The organism is Gemmatimonadaceae bacterium, assembly GCA_036504815.1.
Lineage (GTDB): Bacteria > Gemmatimonadota > Gemmatimonadetes > Gemmatimonadales > Gemmatimonadaceae > PNKL01.
In genome coordinates, this window is the sequence record DASXUN010000006.1 from 21,918 (window position 1) to 39,088 (window position 17,171).

General features: G+C 68.5%; 20 protein-coding genes. 15 read left to right on the forward strand and 5 right to left on the reverse strand.

The genetic code is table 11. The features are described 5' to 3' along the window. The first annotated feature begins 62 nt into the window (after positions 1-62). The 4 genes from VGJ96_03115 (at position 63) to VGJ96_03130 (ending at position 3,323) form a co-directional block, all read left to right on the forward strand. Positions 63-953: a c-type cytochrome gene (locus VGJ96_03115; protein HEY3286092.1), complete on the forward strand. Its 891-nt coding sequence runs from the start codon at positions 63-65 to the stop codon at positions 951-953. Between the two features lie 113 nt (positions 954-1,066). Next, positions 1,067-1,981, forward strand: coding sequence for a c-type cytochrome (locus tag VGJ96_03120; GenBank protein ID HEY3286093.1), 915 nt, complete (start codon positions 1,067-1,069; stop codon positions 1,979-1,981). A 140-nt stretch (positions 1,982-2,121) separates the two neighbouring features. Next, positions 2,122-2,817 (forward strand): HNH endonuclease signature motif containing protein, encoded by a 696-nt coding sequence (locus VGJ96_03125; protein ID HEY3286094.1) that lies wholly within the window; start codon positions 2,122-2,124, stop codon positions 2,815-2,817. Between the two features lie 104 nt (positions 2,818-2,921). Then, a complete protein-coding gene (locus VGJ96_03130; GenBank protein HEY3286095.1) occupies positions 2,922-3,323 on the forward strand; it encodes a hypothetical protein in 402 nt (133 codons plus the stop codon). A gap of 53 nt (positions 3,324-3,376) precedes the next feature. On the opposite strand, the gene VGJ96_03135 is transcribed toward VGJ96_03130, so the two are convergent. The 3 genes from VGJ96_03135 to VGJ96_03145 are packed head-to-tail and all read right to left on the reverse strand — an operon-like array spanning position 3,377 to position 6,114. Further along, entirely contained in the window at positions 3,377-4,468 is a 1,092-nt protein-coding gene (locus tag VGJ96_03135; protein HEY3286096.1) for an AI-2E family transporter, read from the reverse strand. Between the two features lie 15 nt (positions 4,469-4,483). Then, on the reverse strand, positions 4,484-4,948 hold the full coding sequence (locus VGJ96_03140; GenBank protein HEY3286097.1) for a response regulator: 465 nt from the start codon (positions 4,946-4,948) through the stop codon (positions 4,484-4,486). Then, complete coding sequence (locus VGJ96_03145) at positions 4,945-6,114, reverse strand: ATP-binding protein (GenBank protein HEY3286098.1); 1,170 nt, start codon at positions 6,112-6,114, stop codon at positions 4,945-4,947. Before VGJ96_03145 ends, VGJ96_03140 begins: the two co-directional genes overlap by 4 nt. 261 nt (positions 6,115-6,375) lie before the next feature. On the opposite strand from VGJ96_03145, the gene VGJ96_03150 reads away from it, so the two are divergent. The 11 genes from VGJ96_03150 (at position 6,376) to VGJ96_03200 (ending at position 14,777) form a co-directional block, all read left to right on the forward strand. Continuing rightward, positions 6,376-7,026 (forward strand): response regulator transcription factor, encoded by a 651-nt coding sequence (locus tag VGJ96_03150; GenBank protein HEY3286099.1) that lies wholly within the window; start codon positions 6,376-6,378, stop codon positions 7,024-7,026. 184 nt (positions 7,027-7,210) lie between these two features. Then, on the forward strand, positions 7,211-7,435 hold the full coding sequence (locus VGJ96_03155; protein ID HEY3286100.1) for a hypothetical protein: 225 nt from the start codon (positions 7,211-7,213) through the stop codon (positions 7,433-7,435). A 2-nt stretch (positions 7,436-7,437) separates the two neighbouring features. Next, positions 7,438-8,016 carry a porin family protein gene (locus VGJ96_03160; protein HEY3286101.1) on the forward strand — a complete coding sequence of 193 codons (579 nt, stop codon included), beginning with the start codon at positions 7,438-7,440 and terminating at the stop codon, positions 8,014-8,016. 271 nt (positions 8,017-8,287) lie between these two features. Beyond that, positions 8,288-8,941, forward strand: coding sequence for a hypothetical protein (locus tag VGJ96_03165; protein HEY3286102.1), 654 nt, complete (start codon positions 8,288-8,290; stop codon positions 8,939-8,941). 49 nt (positions 8,942-8,990) lie between these two features. After that, entirely contained in the window at positions 8,991-11,048 is a 2,058-nt protein-coding gene (locus VGJ96_03170) for an ice-binding family protein (GenBank protein ID HEY3286103.1), read from the forward strand. A 69-nt stretch (positions 11,049-11,117) separates the two neighbouring features. Next, on the forward strand, positions 11,118-12,161 hold the full coding sequence (locus tag VGJ96_03175; GenBank protein HEY3286104.1) for an OmpA family protein: 1,044 nt from the start codon (positions 11,118-11,120) through the stop codon (positions 12,159-12,161). A gap of 104 nt (positions 12,162-12,265) precedes the next feature. Then, a complete protein-coding gene (locus VGJ96_03180; protein ID HEY3286105.1) occupies positions 12,266-12,556 on the forward strand; it encodes a transposase in 291 nt (96 codons plus the stop codon). Positions 12,557-12,574: 18 nt separating this feature from the next. Beyond that, positions 12,575-12,718: a lmo0937 family membrane protein gene (locus tag VGJ96_03185; GenBank protein ID HEY3286106.1), complete on the forward strand. Its 144-nt coding sequence runs from the start codon at positions 12,575-12,577 to the stop codon at positions 12,716-12,718. Positions 12,719-12,730: 12 nt separating this feature from the next. After that, positions 12,731-12,949 carry a hypothetical protein gene (locus VGJ96_03190; protein ID HEY3286107.1) on the forward strand — a complete coding sequence of 73 codons (219 nt, stop codon included), beginning with the start codon at positions 12,731-12,733 and terminating at the stop codon, positions 12,947-12,949. Positions 12,950-13,011: 62 nt separating this feature from the next. Continuing rightward, positions 13,012-13,695 (forward strand): OmpA family protein, encoded by a 684-nt coding sequence (locus tag VGJ96_03195; protein HEY3286108.1) that lies wholly within the window; start codon positions 13,012-13,014, stop codon positions 13,693-13,695. Positions 13,696-13,724: 29 nt separating this feature from the next. Continuing rightward, on the forward strand, positions 13,725-14,777 hold the full coding sequence (locus VGJ96_03200) for an OmpA family protein (GenBank protein HEY3286109.1): 1,053 nt from the start codon (positions 13,725-13,727) through the stop codon (positions 14,775-14,777). 168 nt (positions 14,778-14,945) lie between these two features. On the opposite strand, the gene VGJ96_03205 is transcribed toward VGJ96_03200, so the two are convergent. Continuing rightward, positions 14,946-16,739: a hypothetical protein gene (locus tag VGJ96_03205; GenBank protein ID HEY3286110.1), complete on the reverse strand. Its 1,794-nt coding sequence runs from the start codon at positions 16,737-16,739 to the stop codon at positions 14,946-14,948. Beyond that, positions 16,739-17,131 (reverse strand): cupin domain-containing protein, encoded by a 393-nt coding sequence (locus tag VGJ96_03210; protein ID HEY3286111.1) that lies wholly within the window; start codon positions 17,129-17,131, stop codon positions 16,739-16,741. The genes VGJ96_03205 and VGJ96_03210 overlap by 1 nt, the downstream gene beginning before the upstream one ends. Positions 17,132-17,171 lie beyond the last annotated feature (40 nt).

The following is a 17,171-nucleotide window of genomic DNA, read 5'->3' on the forward strand; positions in this document are numbered from 1 at the left end:
GTGCGCCCGCGCGTTGGGGAAGTGCTGTTGCCGCGGCCCTCGCTTGCGACGAGAATTACCGCATGCACACCTCCCAATTCGCGTACGCGCTCGCCCTCGTGTCCCTCATCACGGCGTGCGGTGGTGAGGCCGGCCGCGGCGTGGCCCGCGGTGGGTCGTCGGAAACGGCGGCGCTCGACACCATGCGCATGGCGGCGCCTGACACGACCACACTCGGCCACGATCCACTATCGCGCTCAATCCGCCGCGGACTCGCGCTGGTGCGGGCGGCGCGCGATTCGCTGCCGGGGCACGTGGGCAGCCAGCTGCGCTGCGTGTCGTGTCATCTGGAGGATGGACGCCGTGCGTACGCGATGTCGTGGGTCGGCGTCTACGGTCGCTTCCCGCAGTACCGGTCGCGCTCGGGGCGGGTGGCGGGGCTCGAGGAGCGCATCAACGACTGCTTCAGCCGGAGCCTGAACGGCCGGCCGCTCCCGCTGGACGGCGATGACCTGCGCGACATCACCTCGTACCTCTCGTGGCTGTCGCGCGGCACGCCGTCGGGCGCTCGTCTCCGTGGCAGCGGCATCGACTCTTTGGCGCCACTCGTCCCCGACACGGCACGCGGCGCGCTGGTGTATGCGCAGCACTGCGTGCGCTGCCACGCTGCGGACGGCGGCGGGATGCTGGGACGTGGACTGGCGAATGCCGGGCCGCCCCTCTGGGGGCCGGGCTCCTTCAACATTGGCTCGGGGATGGCGCGGGTGCGCGTGATGGCGGCATTTGTGCACCGCCAGATGCCGTTCGACCAGCGGGGGACGCTTACGCCGCCGGACGCCTTCGCCGTGGCGGCGTACGTCGTCTCGAAACCGCGACCCGATTTCCCGGGAAAAGAACTCGACTGGCCCAACGGCGATCCGCCCGTGGACGTCGCCTATCGGACGACCGCGCGCCGACCCGCCGCCAGACCTTGAATGCCCCGCGCGTCGTCGGCCGGCGATGCGTGCATTCGTGGCTCGGGTGGTCTGGTGCGAGGGCTGGCACACGGACAGAATTCGGTATCCTCCACTGAACTCGAGGTCAGGTAATGCATCAGGATGTGCATCCGGTGAACACCGCGAAGGGTCGGGCACTGTCGCGGTTGGGGCTCGCGGTGACGATCGCCATCGCCGCCGCGTGCGGCGGTTCGGGTGAACAGGCGGCCACGACGGTCGCGGCGGCGCCCGACACCATTCTGCGCGCGCCCGCCGAGTCGCTGCTCACGCAGGATTCGGCGTCCGTGTCCATTCGCCGCGGTCTCGCGCTGCTTGTGGCCACGCGTGATTCGCTGCCGTCGCACGTCGGGAACGACCTGCACTGCACCTCCTGCCACCTGAACAAGGGACGGAAGCCGTTTGGCAATCCCTGGGTGGGCGTGGCGAACCGCTATCCGGCCGAGTGGGCGCGCACCGGCACGACGGTGACGCTCGAGGATCGCATCAACGACTGCTTCCGCCGCGGCCTGAATGGCAAGCCGCTCACGGCGGGGAGCGCGGAGATGCGCGACATCGTGGCGTACATGACGTGGCTGTCGAAGGAGCTGCCGAAGGGAGCGCACAAGGGATTGGGGGTCGACTCGATCCCGCTCATCGCTCCCGACACGGTGCGCGGCAAGACGCAGTTCGCGATGTACTGCTCGCGCTGCCACGGGGCCGACGGCCAGGGTGGCAAGAACCTGGGCGTCGAGCACCCCGGACCGCCACTCTGGGGGCCGCGCTCGTGGACGATCGGATCGGGGATGGGACACCAGCGCATCATCGCCGCGTTCGTCCATCACCACATGCCGTTCGATGCGCCGGGGTTCGTGGCCGATTCGATCGCGAACGACGTGGCCGGGTTCATCCTGTCGCGTCCGCGGCCGGACTTCCCGGGGAAGGAACTCGATTGGCCGAAGGGTGGGGCGCCGGACGACCTGCCGTACAGGGTGAAATCGCAAGCGGCCGCGGCCGCGGCCAAGCAGTAGCCGACGCTCGCTGTCGGCCAGCGCGCCCTGTGCTCGTGCACGGGGCGTGCCGCATTGCACGGGGTGCCGTTCCTGTTGTCGCGCACCGCCGCGCCCTATCTTGAAAGGATGATGGCTCGAAACTTCAGCTCGATGACCCGATGACCGCCAAGCGACCGGGAGGCGCACGCCGCGGGCGTTCGCGCCGCGGCAAGGGTGGCGGCGCCTACGCGCCAGCGCCGAAAGTGACGCTCACCTCGCACCCGACGGGACGCGCGGCGTACAGTGACACGCGGGAGTGGCTGCTCGAACAGCACGGCCCCGTCTGCGCGTACTGCGAAAGCGTGATTCCCGTGCGCTCGGTGACGCTGGACCACGTGACACCGCGGCGCGGACAGACCGCCTACGACCGGCGCGACAACCTGGTGCTCTGCTGCAAGGCGTGCAACGCGGCCAAGAAGGACCAGGCGATTCTCGCCTTCCTGCTCGGCAACCGAAAGCGCGTGGTCGCGCTCTACAAGTACGGACAGCATCTCAGCCATCAGCTGGTCGAGATGGTGAAGGACCTGCTCCCGCCCGCCGAGCGTCCGCCGCTGCCCACGATTCCGCACGCCAAGCGCGTGCGCCGCAAGACCGCCGCTGAGGTCTTTGGCGATGCAGGAACGGGCGCGTCGCCGTATCTGGACGACGCCCCAATGGCGCACGCGGTGCATCGCGCAACGCCGCAACCGACGCATCGCGTCACGGCGGCCCCGCCGGTGCACACCGATGCGCCAGCGGCGAAAGCTCCGGCCGCGGCGGCGCCCAAGAAGAAGCGCAGCCGCCGCGGCGGCCGGGGGCGCACCAAGAAGGCGTAGCCGCGCGCACTCGAGGGAGTACGCCTTCGGTGCGATGGTTCCCGACAGGATTGAGGGCTACTCATTCGGGACAGCGCCACGTCCCGAATCCCGGAGGGGTTCTCATGTCCAGCAACAGGATCTTCAGTGCGGCGATCGCCGCAGTACTTCTCGCCTCGCCCCTCGCGGCGCAGCGCGTGACCGATGCACCGCAGGCGGCGCTCCTGACGCCGTCTGCGATGCAGGCGGCGCTCGAGGTCGCCCCGGCCCAGGCCGCAGCTCCGGCCGCCGCGATGTCGCTGGCCTCGACCCAGTCGAATGCCGCGGTCGGTGTGCGTGCGATCACGATGGCCACGCCGTTCGCCCCGGTCCCCGTGCCGCGCGCGTACGGCCGCAGCCCGGCGCTGATGATCGTTGGCGGCGTGATGCTGCTGACCGGCGCCGTGATCGGCGGGGATTCGGGCACCATCGTCATGCTGGGCGGCGCCGGGATCGGGCTGTTCGGCCTGTGGAACTACCTGCGCTAGTCATTGGCAGGGAAAAGGGGCGTCGCGCTTCCATGAGCGCGGCGCCTCTTTCATTAATGTCCCAGCAGTTCGCCCACGTGCGCCAGCGACGGGACGTGATCGCACACCAGCTTGACGCACACGGTGAGCGGGACGGCGAGCACCGCGCCGGGAATGCTCCACATCCAGCCGAAGAACAGCAGGCCAAGAAAGATGGCGACCGTGTTCACCGGCAAGTGACGCCCGAGCAGCGAGGGCGTGACGAAGTTCGTCTCGATCATATGGATGACGTAGAACGCGGCGGGGGCAAGGAACGCCCGCGCCGGCGCGTCGACGCTGGCGAGCGCCGCGAGGGCGATGATCGTGGCAGTGACGATGGGACCGAGGTACGGCACGAAGTTCAGCACGGCGGCGACCGTGCCCCACAGCAGCGGACTGGGAACGCCGACCGCCCAGAGCACGAGCGCCGTGAGGATGCCCACGCCCGTGTTGACGGCCACGACGGTGATGAGGAAGTGCGAGGTGGCCAGCTCAATTTCACCGAGCAGATGCTCCCGGCGCGCCAGTTCATCCTTGCCCGGAAGCAGGCCGGCGAGTTTCCGGCGAACGAGCGGGCCGCTGGCGAGCAGGAAATAGGTCAGGAAGACCACGGCGAGGGCCACGGGCGCGGCGGTGGCGGCCTCGGCGGACACCTTGGCGAAGATCCCGGGCGTGACGACCTGCACCTGTCGTGGCGCATCGGCGGTGGCGGGGCCGGTAGCCTGCTGCATCCGATCAGCCGAGCGTTGCAGCGCGAGCAGCGGCTTGGCGAGCGTCCGCACCTTGGCCTCGAGTTTCGCCATGGTCTGCGGCGCCGAGGAGAGCAAGTCCATGGCGGGGGCGACGAGCGAGGCCGCGACGCCGAGGAAGATGGCCACCGCGCCGAAGACCACGATGGCGGCGGCCAGGCGCCCCGGCACGCGCCGGAGCTGCAGCCAGCGTACGGGCGTCGTGAGCATCAGGGTGAGCAGGACCGCGATCACGACCGGCATCACGAAGGCGCGCCCGAGCCGCAGCGTGGCGATCACCAGCAGCGTGCCGATGACGACCGACATCGTGGCCGGCGCGTGGCGGTCTGCGCGATTCGGGGCCGCGGCGACCGCCTCTGCGCCAGTGGGGGAGGTCACGACGCTCACGAGCGGCTACGCCAGCCCGGGCGGAAGCTCCACGATCTCCAGCCAGTAGCGGCCGAGGACCTGCATGGCGGCGACAAGACCCGTGAAGGTGACGGGCTTGGTGATGTACGAGTTGACGCCAAGCTGGTAGCTGCGGGCGATGTCCTGCGATAGAGACGAGGTGGTGAGCACGACGACTGGGATGTCCCGCAGCGACGGTTCGCTCTTGATGATCTTGAGCGCCTCGCGCCCGTCCATCTTGGGCATGTTGAGGTCGAGCAGGATCAACCCGGGGCGCGGGGCGAGCCCCAACTCCCCGCCGAAGGGGCCGCGTTGATACAGGTAGTTAAGCAGCTGTTCACCATCCTCCACGAACCGGAGGTCGTTGGCGATGTGCGCATCCTCCAGGGCTTGGCGTGTCAGTGTCCGGTCGTCTTCGTCGTCGTCGGCGATGAGGATCGTGACAGGGATCTTGTGCTGATGGAGGCTCATGACATCAATCCAGAGACGTGCTGCGTGACCGGCAGGGTCACCGTGAATGTTGCACCCTGGCCGGCACTGCTCGCCGCGGCAATGGTGCCGCGGTGCCGCTCGACGATCCTCCGGCAGATCGCGAGTCCAATCCCGGAGCCATCGTATTCGCTCCGGCCGTGCAGCCGTTCAAACATGCGGAAGATCCGGTCGGCGTGGTCCTGGTGAAAGCCGATGCCGTTGTCCGCTACGGTGATGATACAGCATTGCGCATCGGGACGCTCGGCGCGGAGACTGACGCGCGACGGCACGTCCGGGCGGCGGTACTTGATGGCGTTCCCCAGGAGGTTCTGAAAGAGCTGTCGCATCTGCAGCGCGTCGGCGTCAATGACGGGGAGTGAGCCGACCTCGACGCGTGTCCCGGCTTCGGCAACCGCAGTCTCGAGGTCGGCCAGGACGTCGCGGGCAACGCCCGACAAGTCGGTGGGGGCAAAGGACTGGATGTGCGTGCTGACCTGCGAGTAGAGGAGCAGGTCGTTGATAAGCGCTCGCATCCGCAGGGCCGCGCCCATCACGCGAGTTAGGTAGCCCGTCGAAGCCTCGTCGAGCGCAGGCCCCGCCGAGAGCTGCAGCCGCTCGCCGAAGGAGAGAATCTTGCGCAGCGGTTCCTGCAGGTCATGCGACGCGACGGAGGCGAACTCGTTGAGCGCGGCGTTGGAGCGCTCGAGCTCGAGGCGCTGCTCCTGGAGCCGCAGCTCGGTGAGGCGGCGCACCGTCACGTCCTCAATGGCGACGAGGATGATGCGGGGCATCTCCACCCCCTGGCGCACCACGCGTGCGTTGAGGCGCATGATCCGCCGGCCGATGCCGGGGAAGACGTGGTCCACGTCGAAATCATTGACGGCGGCGGCAACGGCGAGCTTGTCGCGCAGCAACTCGCGGAGGGCCGGGATGTCCCACTGGCCGTCGCCGAGCGCAAAGAGACTGCGCCCGACGGTGTCGGCGGGCTCCACTTGAAACGAGCTGAAGAAGGCGCGATTGGCCCGTGTGACATGGAACGCCGCGTCGACCACGATGAGGGGTTCGCGCACCGTGTCCATGATGTCGAGCAGAAGTTGCTCGGCAGCGGGAACGTCAGCCAGCGGAGTGCCCCAGGGCAGTCCGGTTGAGCTCTTGAATGGTGACACGGGCACTCCGCCGAAATGAGGATCGCGGTCGAGCGAAGCCGGACCGAATGCGGTGCGGCGCCTATGTCGGACTGTAGGGGACTGTGCCGACGCGTCGCAATCGCTCAATAGAGGTAGGCCGACGGCGCCGCGCGGATCGCGCGCGAGTTCGTCGCGAGCTTGGCATGCTTGATGCTAGGGGGGGGGACGTTGCAATCCGCACGCCCAACGCCAATGTTGAGGGTGGCGCGTGCGCTGATTCTCCCACCCTTGCCGAGCTGCATGACACCGAGTTCTTCGATCACCGTCGCGATCATCGACGACAACCGGCTGGTGCGCGAAGCGCTCACCTCCCTCTTGGGCCGACTCCCGGACCTTCGCGTCGTGGCGGCGGCGACGGCCTCGCCCGCGTTCCTCGCGGAGATGGCGCCGCACGTAGTGCTGCTCGACGTCGGATTGGGCGAAGAGGACTCGCTGGGCGTGGCGACCGCCATCCGCGACGCGGCGCCTGAAGCCCGGGTCGTGGTGATGGACCTGATCCCCGTGAACGGGGAGATCATCGAGTTCGTGAACGCCGGCGTGTGCGGCTTCGTGCTGAAGGACGCGACGTTCGATGAGTTCGTGGCGACGATTCGCGCCGTGGCGGCGGGCGAGAAGGTGCTGCCGCCGCGCCTCACGGAGTCGCTGTTCTCGCAGATCGCGCAGGAAGTGGACAGCCGCGGCCGTGAGCACGTGATGGAAGACGTGCGGATGACGCGGCGCGAGCGCGAGGTGATTGAGCTCATCGGCGAAGGGCTCAGCAACAAGGAGATCGCCCAGCGGCTCAACATCGCGACGCACACCGTCAAGAGTCACGTGCGCAACGTCATGGAGAAACTCGCGCTGCACACGCGCCTTCAGATCGCGGCGTACTCGCATCGGGCGCAGAACTAGCCGGTTGCCGTCCGGCGCGGCGCCGTCGAGGCGCCGCCCCGCCCGTCGTCCTTCGCCGACGTCGCGGCTGGCCCGGCGAGCGCCGACCCCCGTTTAGCGTAGCTCCGCTTTCATCCTTTTGGGCGATGGGTGCGTGCCGTGGTGTCCCGTAGCGTTGGGGGACACCACTCAAGGGAGCGCGCACATGAGAAAGGAAGATCGCGTGATCGCGGCGGCGGCCGCCGCAGCGAAGGTGAAGGCTGGCAAGGTCATCGATGCCACCGCTGGCCTGGCGACCGCGGCGGTGACCAAGGCGGCAGAAGAAGTGCACCGCGCGGGTGAGGCGCTGAATACCGCGAGCCTCAAGCTCGCGGCCTCGGTGGAGGCGCCCACGCCGTCCGTGCCGCAAGCGCTCAAGCTGGTGGACTGACCATGCGCCATCTCTGGCTGGCAGTCGCGGCGCTGGGGTTCGCGCCGATGGTCGTGCAGGGGCAGGACGGCGGCTTCGGCATCAAGGGGGGCCTGTCGTATGGCAACGTCTCGAATGGCGGTGCCCTGCCGGGGTCGGTCACGCAGCGCTCCGGATTCGCGGTGGGCGTCAGCGCGGTGAGCGGCGGGATGATGGGCTTCGGCATCGAGGCGCTGTATGCGCAGCGCGGCGTCACGAGCCATATCGCCGCCGACCGCTGGCACCTCGATTACCTCGACATCCCGGTGTACGTGCGCCTGGCCATGCCGAATACGGTGGTGACGCCATTCGCGTACGTCGGCCCGCAGGCGTCCTTTGAACTCAAGTGCGGCGCGGGGAGCTTCAACTGCCCGGACACCGGACGCCCCAAGGCGATCTTCGCCGGGGTGATCGGCGCGGGCCTGCGACTGCGCCAGCTGCACGGCCTATCCATCGAAGGCCGGTACATCTATGGCCTGACGGACCTCAAGCTCAGCACCGTGTCGTCGTCCAGCAGCTACCAGACGCGCTCGTTCCTGCTGCTCGCCGGCATCGGCTTCTAGCGCCCGGCGGTCCCCCGGAACGAATCCCTCGTCGGCACTGCCATGCCGGCGGGGGATTTGTCGTGCGCAACCACGCAGGGGTTACGCAACGCTAATCCGCGCGGCCTACGCACTCTTTCATCCGTTCGTGCGATGGGTTGGCCATCCCGCGACCCGTACCGTCCAGCATGTGCCAAGGGTTCAGGCGAACCGTTGCGCCCATCACGTCGCTGCCGGCCTACCGGAAGGACGCGGTGTCCACAATCCACGCAAGACGGACGGAGCGAACATGATGCGATCACTGCTGGCAGGTGCAATGGTGCTGGGTCTCGCGGCCTGCGGGAACAGCGCGGCCAAGGATGTGCCGCCGGGCGCCGATGGCGCGGCCGGCGGAACGGCGCGAACGACGGCGAGACGATCGCTGGAGTCGGGCACGCGCGTGGGTGCCACGCTGCAGACGGCACTCTCGTCGCGCACGAACAAGGCGGGCGAGACGGTGCGCGCGGTGGTGAGCGCCAACGTCACGGATTCGCGCGGGCGCGTGGTCATTCCCGCCGGGTCGAACGTGGTGCTGGGCATCGTGCAGCTCGAGCCGGGGAGCGAGCAGATCCGTCCCGAGGGACGCCTGGTGCTCGCGGTGCAGTCGGTGGAGATCGGCGGGGTGACGCACCCGATTTCGGGGACGCTCGCGCCCATCGCGCACCACTTCGAGGGGCGCGGCATCACCAAGGATGAGGCCGCGCGCATCGGCGCGGGGACGGCGGTCGGCGCAGTCGCCGGCCAGGTGATCGGCAAGAACACGAAGAGCACGGTGCTGGGCGGCGCGATTGGCGCCGTGGCGGGCACGGCCGTCGCGGTGCGCTATGCGTACCACGACGTCGTCGTCTCGGCCGGCACGCCGATCAGCTTCACGCTCACGAATGGACTCACACTCGCTGCGAAGTAGGGGACGGCGTCCCATGCTCGCATTCACGCAGGCTGCAGGAGGAGTTGCTATGACGCATCACCTGAAGGACCGTATTCGCCGGGCGTGGTCGCCCATTCGAGGGAACGCGCGGGCCCTGCTGGCCGCGACGCTGGTCGTGGCATTTGCCGCGGCCTGCGACGTGCACGGAATCTCCGATCCCGGCACCCTGGTCAGTATCGCCGTCAGCCCCAACGCGACGTTGATCGTCGGTGGTACGCAACAGATGGTGGCGACGGGCTACGACGCGGCAGGGCGCGTCGTCGCGATCAACCCGACGTGGTCCATCGCCGCGGGCGGGGGCACGGTCGCCGCGGGCGGCCTGTTCACGGCCGGCACCGTGTCCGGCGTGTATGCGAACACTGTCGTCGCTACCGTCGGCTCCATCAAGGGGCAAGCTTCCATGACGGTCACCGCCGGTGCATTGGCGACGATCACGATCGTCCCGAGCCCGGTGACGCTGGCCGTCACCGCGACGCAACAGTTCATCGCGGTCGGCAAGGACGCGTCAGGGAACATCGTCAACATCACCCCGACCTGGTCGGTGGTGGCGAGCGGCGGTTCCATTGATCAGGGCGGCATCTTCAAGGCGGGCAACACCGCGGGCACCTACGCCAACACCGTGCAGGCATCGAACAACACCATTCGCGGGTTCGCGACGGTGATTGTGACCACCGGTCCGCTGGCATCGATCAGCATCACGCCGAACCCTGACACGCTCGTGTCCGGTGCGACGCGACAGTTCATCGCCACCGGCAAGGATGCGGGCGGCAACACCGTGCTCATGGTCCCGACGTGGTCCGTCGTGGCCGCGGGCGGCACCATCGATGGGGGCGGCATCTTCACCGCCGGCCTCGCCCTAGGCACGTACGCCAACACGGTGAAGGCGACGAGCGGCACGCTTTCCGGCACGGCCACCGTCGTGGTCAAGGCCGGACCGCTGGCCACCATCGTCGTGACGCCGAATCCGGCCACGATGGTGGTGAACGGCACGCAGCAGATGACGGCAGTCGGCACGGACGCGGCTGGTCATGAGCTCGTGATCGTCCCCACCTGGGATGTGGTCACCGCCAGCAACGGCGCCAGCATCACGGCCACCGGCCTGTACTCGGCGGGCACGCTCACCGGCACCTTCGTCAACAAGGTGCGCGCCACCAGCGGCGCGATTGCCGGCTTCGCCACGATCGTCGTGACCGCGGGTCCGTTGGCCTCGATCACCGTGACGCCGACGCCCGTGACGCTGCCGTACAACACGATCCAGCAGTTCACGGCGGTCGGGCGCGACGCCAACAACAACATCTTCGTCATCACGCCGGTGTGGGGCGTGGTGAATGGCGGCGGCGTCATCAGCGCCTCCGGCCAGTTCACCTCCGGCGCGACCGCCGGCACCTTCCTGGCCACGGTCCGGGCGACCTCCGGCGCGATCTTCGGCTCGGCCGATGTGATCGTGACGGCGCCGGCCCCGCCGCCGCCGCCGATCGGCCTGCTGGGCGCGGCCGTCATGCCAAATGGCATCATGGCGGGCCTCAGCGTGACGTGCTCCGGCTTGGGCATCATCAATGCTGACATCTCCATCAGTCCGGGGAGCACCCTGAGCGGCTTCGGTCCGTGCGTCTACACGGGTGTCACCCACCTGGGCGACCCGACGGCGCTGACGGCGCAGAACCAGCTGACCGCGGCGTACAACACGCTGATGGGCATGTCGTGCCCCGCGGCGAACAACTTCGGGACGGTCGACTACGCGGGCAAGGTACTGCCGGCCGGCGTCTACTGTAGCCCGAGCACGATCGGCGTGACGGGGAGCCTGACGCTGAATGGCGGCGGTGATCCGAACGCGGTGTTCGTCTTCCAGGCGGGGAGTGCGATTACCGGCTCGGCGAACATCGTCCTGACCGGCAGCGCGCAGGCCAAGAACGTCTATTGGGTTGCCGGCAGTTCGGCCACGCTGAATGCCTCAGCCTGGAAGGGCAATGTCATCGCCCTCTCGAGCGTGAACCTCCTGGTGAACACCAACCTGGTCGGGCGCGCGCTGGCGCGAAACGGGTCGGTCACACTGGATGCCACGAGCAACGTCATCACACTGCCATAACGCTGGGGCACGCCGGGGCCGGACGTCCGTCCGGCCCTGGCACTGCACCGGATCACCGGGAGACTTCACATGTTACTGAGAGCATTTACCATTGCCGCAGCGGTCCTGTTGTCGTCGGCGACAGCCGCCGCGCAGCAGCGCGGCACCATTGAGTTCGGCGCGTTCGGCAGCGCCGGGCGGTTCGACAAGGCCCTGACGCTCGACCAGGGGATGGGCGCGGGCGGGCGCATTGGCGCCTTCCTGACGCCGCGCACGTCGCTCGAGTTCGAGAAGAGCGAGATGCGAGCCGGCCGCACGCTCGGGCTGAAGGACGTGAACGTCGGGATCCTCTCCGCGCGCCTCACGCAGATCTTCGCCCGCACGGGCGCGCTGTCGCTGCTCATTGGCGCCGGCGCCGGCGCCAGCACGGAAACGAACTTCATGCACACCTACGGCGTCAATGCGCTGGTGGGCGCCAAGCTGGCGCTGAGCCCGAACGCGGCGTTGCGCGCCGACCTCATTGGCGACTGGCTGGCCAACGAGGACTGGAAGTCCTATCAGAGCCTGCACGTGGGGCTCAGCCTCTATCGCAACCCGAGCCATGTCACGCGCATCGTGAAGGTCGAGGCGCCGATGATGATGCATAGCGACTCGGTGAGCGCTGAGGAGCAGGCGCGTCGCCGCGGGGTGGAGGCGGCGTATCTCACCCTCCGCGATTCGCTGAACCGCCCGCGTCCGGCAGTGGCGCCCTCGTCGGGCGCCGCGCTGGCGACGATGGAAGAGAAGATCCACTTCGAGACGGACAAGTCGGACCTGACCGCCGAGGCGGTGGGCATCCTGGATTCGAAGGTGAAGGTGTTTCTCGCCAATCCGGATATGCGGATCGTGATCGTGGGCGCCGCCGATGAGCGTGCCCCGGACGCGTACAACATGCTGCTGGGCCAGCGGCGCTCCGATGCGGCGAAGGCCTATCTCGTGACGAAGGGCATCGACCCGGTTCGCATCGAGGTGACGACGGTCGGCGAACGTCAGCCCACGGCGGCTGGCGTGACACCGGAGGCGCAGGCGTTGAACCGCCGCGCCGAGTTCCGGCTGCTCATCGCGTCGGGTTATCTCGTAGCGCCGAAACCGTAAGCCGGGCGCGGTGAGCTGGTCATCAACTCACCACCCCGGTGGCTGGCCGGAGGCAGGGAACCGCCTCCGGCCGGTACGGACTCGGCACGGGACAGGGAGACCCCATGCGACCGAGCAGGTATTCCGACGACCAGATCCGGCAGGCGATCGCGCGAGTTGCGGATGGCACGTCGCTCGCGGGGATGTGCCGGACGATGGAAGTCACACCGACCACGTTCTATCGATGGCGCAGGAAATATGGCGACGGCGGCGCGGCGGGACCCAATGAAACGCGCGCGCTTCGGGACGAGAACCGCCGCCTGAAGCAGCTCGTGGCCGATCTGTATCTCGAGCAACAGGTGCTGCAGGCCTCCATTACCAAACACACACAAGCCGACCGCCGCGCGCGGGGCTGAGGAGCGACACTGATGCTGATGACGATTCTGATAATCCTGGTTCTCCTCTGGCTGCTGGGGATGGTCACCTCGTACACGATGGGCGGCCTGATCCACATCCTGCTGGTCATCGCGGTCGTGGTGGTACTGGTTCGCGTCATCCAAGGACGCAGGCCCTTCTAACCGGGACAGACAATGCATGCACGCAAGGGCGTAGCGGTCGCGCTGATCGTCGTCGGCGCCGCCGGGCTGTTCTTCGGCGACTTCAGCTGGACGCGGACGACGCAGGCGGCCCAGATCGGACCGCTCGAACTGCAGGTGAAGGACCGGCGAAGCGTGAACATTCCCGTCTGGGCCGGCATGGCGGCCATCGTCGTCGGCGCCGGCATCCTGCTGGTGCCCATTCGCAAGTAGGCCATTCGCGCGCCGATGTGCAGTCGCACCTCGGCGCGCCTCACGATCTTCACGAGGCATAGATGCGGTATCATGAAATGCTGTCCACGGTTCGTCCGCGGCGCGGTGCGGCGGTGGTCCTGCTGCTCGCGCTGAGCGTATCCGCCTGTTCGATGCTGAACAAGAAGGGGCAGGGGGCGCTGGTGGGCGCCGGGGTTGGCGGCGCCGTCGGCGCCGTCGTCGGCAACCAGACCGGCTCCACGGCACGCGGCGCGATCATCGGGGCCGCCGTTGGTGGGCTCGCCGGCGGGATCATCGGCCACCAGATGGACCAGCAGGCAAAGGAGATCCAGCAGAACATCCCGGGCGCGACCGTCCAGCGCGTGGGTGAAGGCATCGCGGTCACGTTCGCGTCGAGCATGCTGTACGACTTCGATTCCGACGTCGTGCTGTCCGCCGCGGCGACGAACCTGCGCAATCTCGCCGCGAGCCTTGGCAAGTACCCGAACACCGACATCCTGATCGTCGGTCACACGGATGCCACAGGCAGCGCCGACTACAACCAGGGGCTCTCACAGCGTCGCGCGACCGCGGCGGCCAACTACCTCATTGCGCAGGGCGTCGCCGCAACACGCGTGCGCACCGCGGGACGCGGCGAGATGGAGCCGATCGCCACGAACGACACGGAGCTCGGTCGGCAGACCAACCGCCGCGTCGAGATCGCGATCGTCGCGAACGAGGCGACGCGCAAGACCGGCGGCAACTAAACGTGTTCTCACTCTTCCGGAATTCCTTCATGCAACGACAGATCACCCTGCTGGCGGCGGCCCTGCTGCTGACCGCGACGGCGTCCGAAGCCCAGCGCGCCGAGGCCGCGGAGGTCGGCGTCTTCGGGCAATACTCGAAGTACGACGCCTTCACGCACCTCAAGAACGGCGTCGGGGTCGGTGCGCGGTTCGGCATCTATCCCTTCAAGAACTTCGCGCTCGAGTACGAAGCCGACATGACCAAGACGAGCAGTTCGCTCCTCGGCGACCTGACCGCGTGGAACAACCGCATTGACGGCATCTTCTACTTCCCGATGAGCCAGAAGCTCAAGCTGCTCGCGGGCGGCGGCTGGACCGGCACGCGGTATTACTCGGATACGACGCTCAATGAATTCGACTCCGGCGGCAACGCGGTGGTCGGCTTCAAGTACTGCTTCAACGACCGGTGGGCCATGCGCACCGACGTCAACGCCGACTTCAAGGATCCGTCGGATCAGACGCTGTCGGGTGAGCGCACGCGCACGTACAATGTGCGCCTCGGCTTCAGCCGCTTCCTCGGCGGCCCGTCGCGCAACAGCCCATGCTATATCGCCCCGCCGCCTCCGCCTCCGCCGCCGCCGGCTCCGGTGAAGGTCACGCCGGCCCCGGCCCCGCCGCCGCCGATGCCGCCGACGCCCGTGCTGCAGGAGACGCCGACGCCGCAGCAGCCAGCTCCGGCCCAAAAGCCGGCGCCGACGCGCCGCGAACTGCTGACGCTGCGCGGCAATGCGTTCGAGTTCGACAAGTCCAGCCTCACGGCTGGCGCCAAGGACACGTTGCAGGTGGTCGTGAATTCGCTGAAGAACTTCCCCGATGCCAAGATCGAGATCCAGGGGCACACGGATTGGATTGGCAGCGAGAAGTACAACCAGGCGCTGTCCGAGCGTCGGGCGAATGCCGTGCGGGATTACCTCATCACGCAAGGCATCGCCGCGGGACGCATCACGACGATCGGCTACGGTGAGACCCAGCCGCTCGCAACCAACGAGACAGCGGCGGGACGTGCGCTGAATCGCCGAGTGGTGATCATCGAGGTGCCGTAACGACCGCGTGCCTCCGTGTCTCCGTGCGCTTCATCACGGAGGCACGAGGGAGCACGGAAGGAATCGGAGCAGCGGAAAGACTGCGGGGGCGTGGCGGGAGAGTTCCCCGTCACGCCCCCCTTTCCGTCCGCCATCCGCCATTCGCCATCTGCCGTCCGTCTCCCTCACCTACCATTTCATCAGACTGGCCGGCATCGCGCCCGTGCGGACACGCGCCACGTCGGCGGGTTCCCGCCACAACAACCGCGTGCGGTCGGTGGAGCTGACGCGGAGTTCGAAGCGTGACTCGCCCGGCCCGGCATTCAAGGGGAAGGCGAGGTCGGCGCGGAACGTACGCTTCCCGCCGGGTGAAGCGCCGAGCAGCGTGATCCCGGCGGCCGTGCGAATCGGAGTGGTGCGGCCGAACGGAACATCGCCCGCCAGCAGCCGGCCGGCCGTGATGAAGAGACCGACGGCCGCATCCGCGCGCGAGCCGAAGGTATTCACCAGGCGACGTTCTTCCATCCTGGCCACGAGGCGCTGGCTTCCGGCGTCACGGCTGCCGCCGAAGCCCGGCAGGCCACCCTCCGGGTCGCCGAAGGTCAGCTGGGCGGGGAAGGCCAGATGCTGGACACCGGCGATGTCGAGGCTGGCGAGATGCGCGCGCACGCCGGTGAGATTGCGGTACCACGCCAGGCGGCCGCTCACCACGACGCCATCCCAGCGGTGTGTGCGGTGGACCCCGCGCGCCTCGGCGAGCGCGCGGACCATGCCGAAGGACGCCGGACCGCCCATGCCCGCATACAGATCGCCGGCCAGGAAGATGTCCCCCTCGTGCGCCGGCGCGAGGACACTGGAGCCGGCGAGCACGTTGAGTTGCACGCCCACGCCCATATCCTGCGCGGCGGTGAGGGCGTCGAAGCCGCTCACCGTGATGAATCGCAGCGCGCGCAGCCCGCCGATGGCCGCGAGACGCGTGGTGGCGAATGCTGGAAACCGGAACGGGTTGGCCGGCCCTTCGACGAGCCCGGTGTCGCTGACGACCACGAATCCCGGCGTGGTGCGCACATCCTCACCCAGCAGGGCACCTCCGACGAGCGCCACCGTGCCGCGTCCGCTCGGGCGGCCCAACCGCGTCACCCAGCCCATGTCGTACGAGGTGCGTCGCACGAAAAGCGAGACAGCATCGCCGATGGGGCGCCGGAGACCGGTGTACCCGCTCGTCATGCCGGCGCGGGCGTGGAAGGCGCGCCGCTGCAGGTCCGTGAGATATGGCCAGGCGAGCTCCAGTCGCACGACCTGTCCGTCAATCGCGCGACGCTCCGCCTCGAGCGCCACGAAGGCGGGCCGGCCGAACAGCCCGTACTGCACCGCGCTCATGCCGTAGCCGCCGCGGTAGGCAAAGCCACGTTCGCCGTGGGCCGACAGCGCGAGGCCGCGCCCCTGGTAGTCCTGCGTGCCGAGCAGCAGCGACGACAGCGTGCCGCGGCTGACGCCAACGCCGCCCATCAGGCGCAGTTCGTCCACCACCTCGACCGTGAGGCGGACTTGCCGGGTCGCGACGCGCACGGCGCGCACGGAGGCCTTTGCGATGAAGGGCTGCGCGCGTAACAGGCGCTCCGATTCCAGCCGGTCCCGTTCGGTGCAGACACTGCCGACCGCGAGACGGAGGTACGCCGCAATCACCTTCGGTCGCGTCGGCACGTGCGGGGCATGGAGCGCGCGGGCGGTCAGGGCGCGCGCGTCGCGCGCCAGTCCAGTGACGTTTGCCGCCTGCGACCGGATGTCGATGGCGATGACGGTGTCACCGTCGCACCCCACAAAGGCCGGCGCCTCGGTCATCGCGCGCGTGGCCGGCCGTCCGGCGAAGTCCGGCGATGTCGGAGCATTCGTCGAGGTGCCCTGCGCGGTCGCGCCGCGGGCGGCCGCCACGGCGAGGAAGCCGAGCGCCACACGGCGCACCCGCGCGCATCGCGCGGACACTATGCCGTCGTCACGCCGTCGAACTCCTCTGCGTCGGCGACGGCGTCGGCGCGGGTCTTGTGCACGACGCCGTCGCGATGGTTCGGCGGCGAATACAGGGTGGTGAGCTGCAACGGCGCGGCGCCCGTGTTGATGATGTTGTGATTCGCGCCGGCCGGAACGAGCACCGCGTGGCCGACGTCGACGGCCGTGCGCACCCCGTTCAGCTCGGCGATGCCGGTGCCGGCCTCAATCCGGAAGAACTGGTCGAGCGGATGCACCTCGGCGCCGATCTCCTCCCCGGGCTGCAGCGCCATGACGACGAGCTGGCTGTGCGTGGCGGTATAGAGTACGCGGCGAAAGTCGGTATTGGCGACGGTGAGTTGCCTGATATTCTGGATGAATCCGTGCATGGTCACTCCGGGTTGTAATAGGGCAGCAAACGGGGTCGCT

Bases quoted from the DNA above. Each gene is read 5' to 3' on its own strand.
- VGJ96_03115 (HEY3286092.1), top strand. From the start codon at position 63: ATGCACACCTCCCAATTCGCGTACGCGCTCGCCCTCGTGTCCCTCATC.
- VGJ96_03120 (HEY3286093.1), top strand. From the start codon at position 1,067: ATGCATCAGGATGTGCATCCGGTGAACACCGCGAAGGGTCGGGCACTG.
- VGJ96_03125 (HEY3286094.1), top strand. From the start codon at position 2,122: ATGACCGCCAAGCGACCGGGAGGCGCACGCCGCGGGCGTTCGCGCCGC.
- VGJ96_03130 (HEY3286095.1), top strand. From the start codon at position 2,922: ATGTCCAGCAACAGGATCTTCAGTGCGGCGATCGCCGCAGTACTTCTC.
- VGJ96_03140 (HEY3286097.1), bottom strand. From the start codon at position 4,948: ATGAGCCTCCATCAGCACAAGATCCCTGTCACGATCCTCATCGCCGAC.
- VGJ96_03150 (HEY3286099.1), top strand. From the start codon at position 6,376: ATGACACCGAGTTCTTCGATCACCGTCGCGATCATCGACGACAACCGG.
- VGJ96_03155 (HEY3286100.1), top strand. From the start codon at position 7,211: ATGAGAAAGGAAGATCGCGTGATCGCGGCGGCGGCCGCCGCAGCGAAG.
- VGJ96_03160 (HEY3286101.1), top strand. From the start codon at position 7,438: ATGCGCCATCTCTGGCTGGCAGTCGCGGCGCTGGGGTTCGCGCCGATG.
- VGJ96_03165 (HEY3286102.1), top strand. From the start codon at position 8,288: ATGCGATCACTGCTGGCAGGTGCAATGGTGCTGGGTCTCGCGGCCTGC.
- VGJ96_03170 (HEY3286103.1), top strand. From the start codon at position 8,991: ATGACGCATCACCTGAAGGACCGTATTCGCCGGGCGTGGTCGCCCATT.
- VGJ96_03175 (HEY3286104.1), top strand. From the start codon at position 11,118: ATGTTACTGAGAGCATTTACCATTGCCGCAGCGGTCCTGTTGTCGTCG.
- VGJ96_03180 (HEY3286105.1), top strand. From the start codon at position 12,266: ATGCGACCGAGCAGGTATTCCGACGACCAGATCCGGCAGGCGATCGCG.
- VGJ96_03185 (HEY3286106.1), top strand. From the start codon at position 12,575: ATGACGATTCTGATAATCCTGGTTCTCCTCTGGCTGCTGGGGATGGTC.
- VGJ96_03190 (HEY3286107.1), top strand. From the start codon at position 12,731: ATGCATGCACGCAAGGGCGTAGCGGTCGCGCTGATCGTCGTCGGCGCC.
- VGJ96_03195 (HEY3286108.1), top strand. From the start codon at position 13,012: ATGCGGTATCATGAAATGCTGTCCACGGTTCGTCCGCGGCGCGGTGCG.
- VGJ96_03200 (HEY3286109.1), top strand. From the start codon at position 13,725: ATGCAACGACAGATCACCCTGCTGGCGGCGGCCCTGCTGCTGACCGCG.
- VGJ96_03210 (HEY3286111.1), bottom strand. From the start codon at position 17,131: ATGCACGGATTCATCCAGAATATCAGGCAACTCACCGTCGCCAATACC.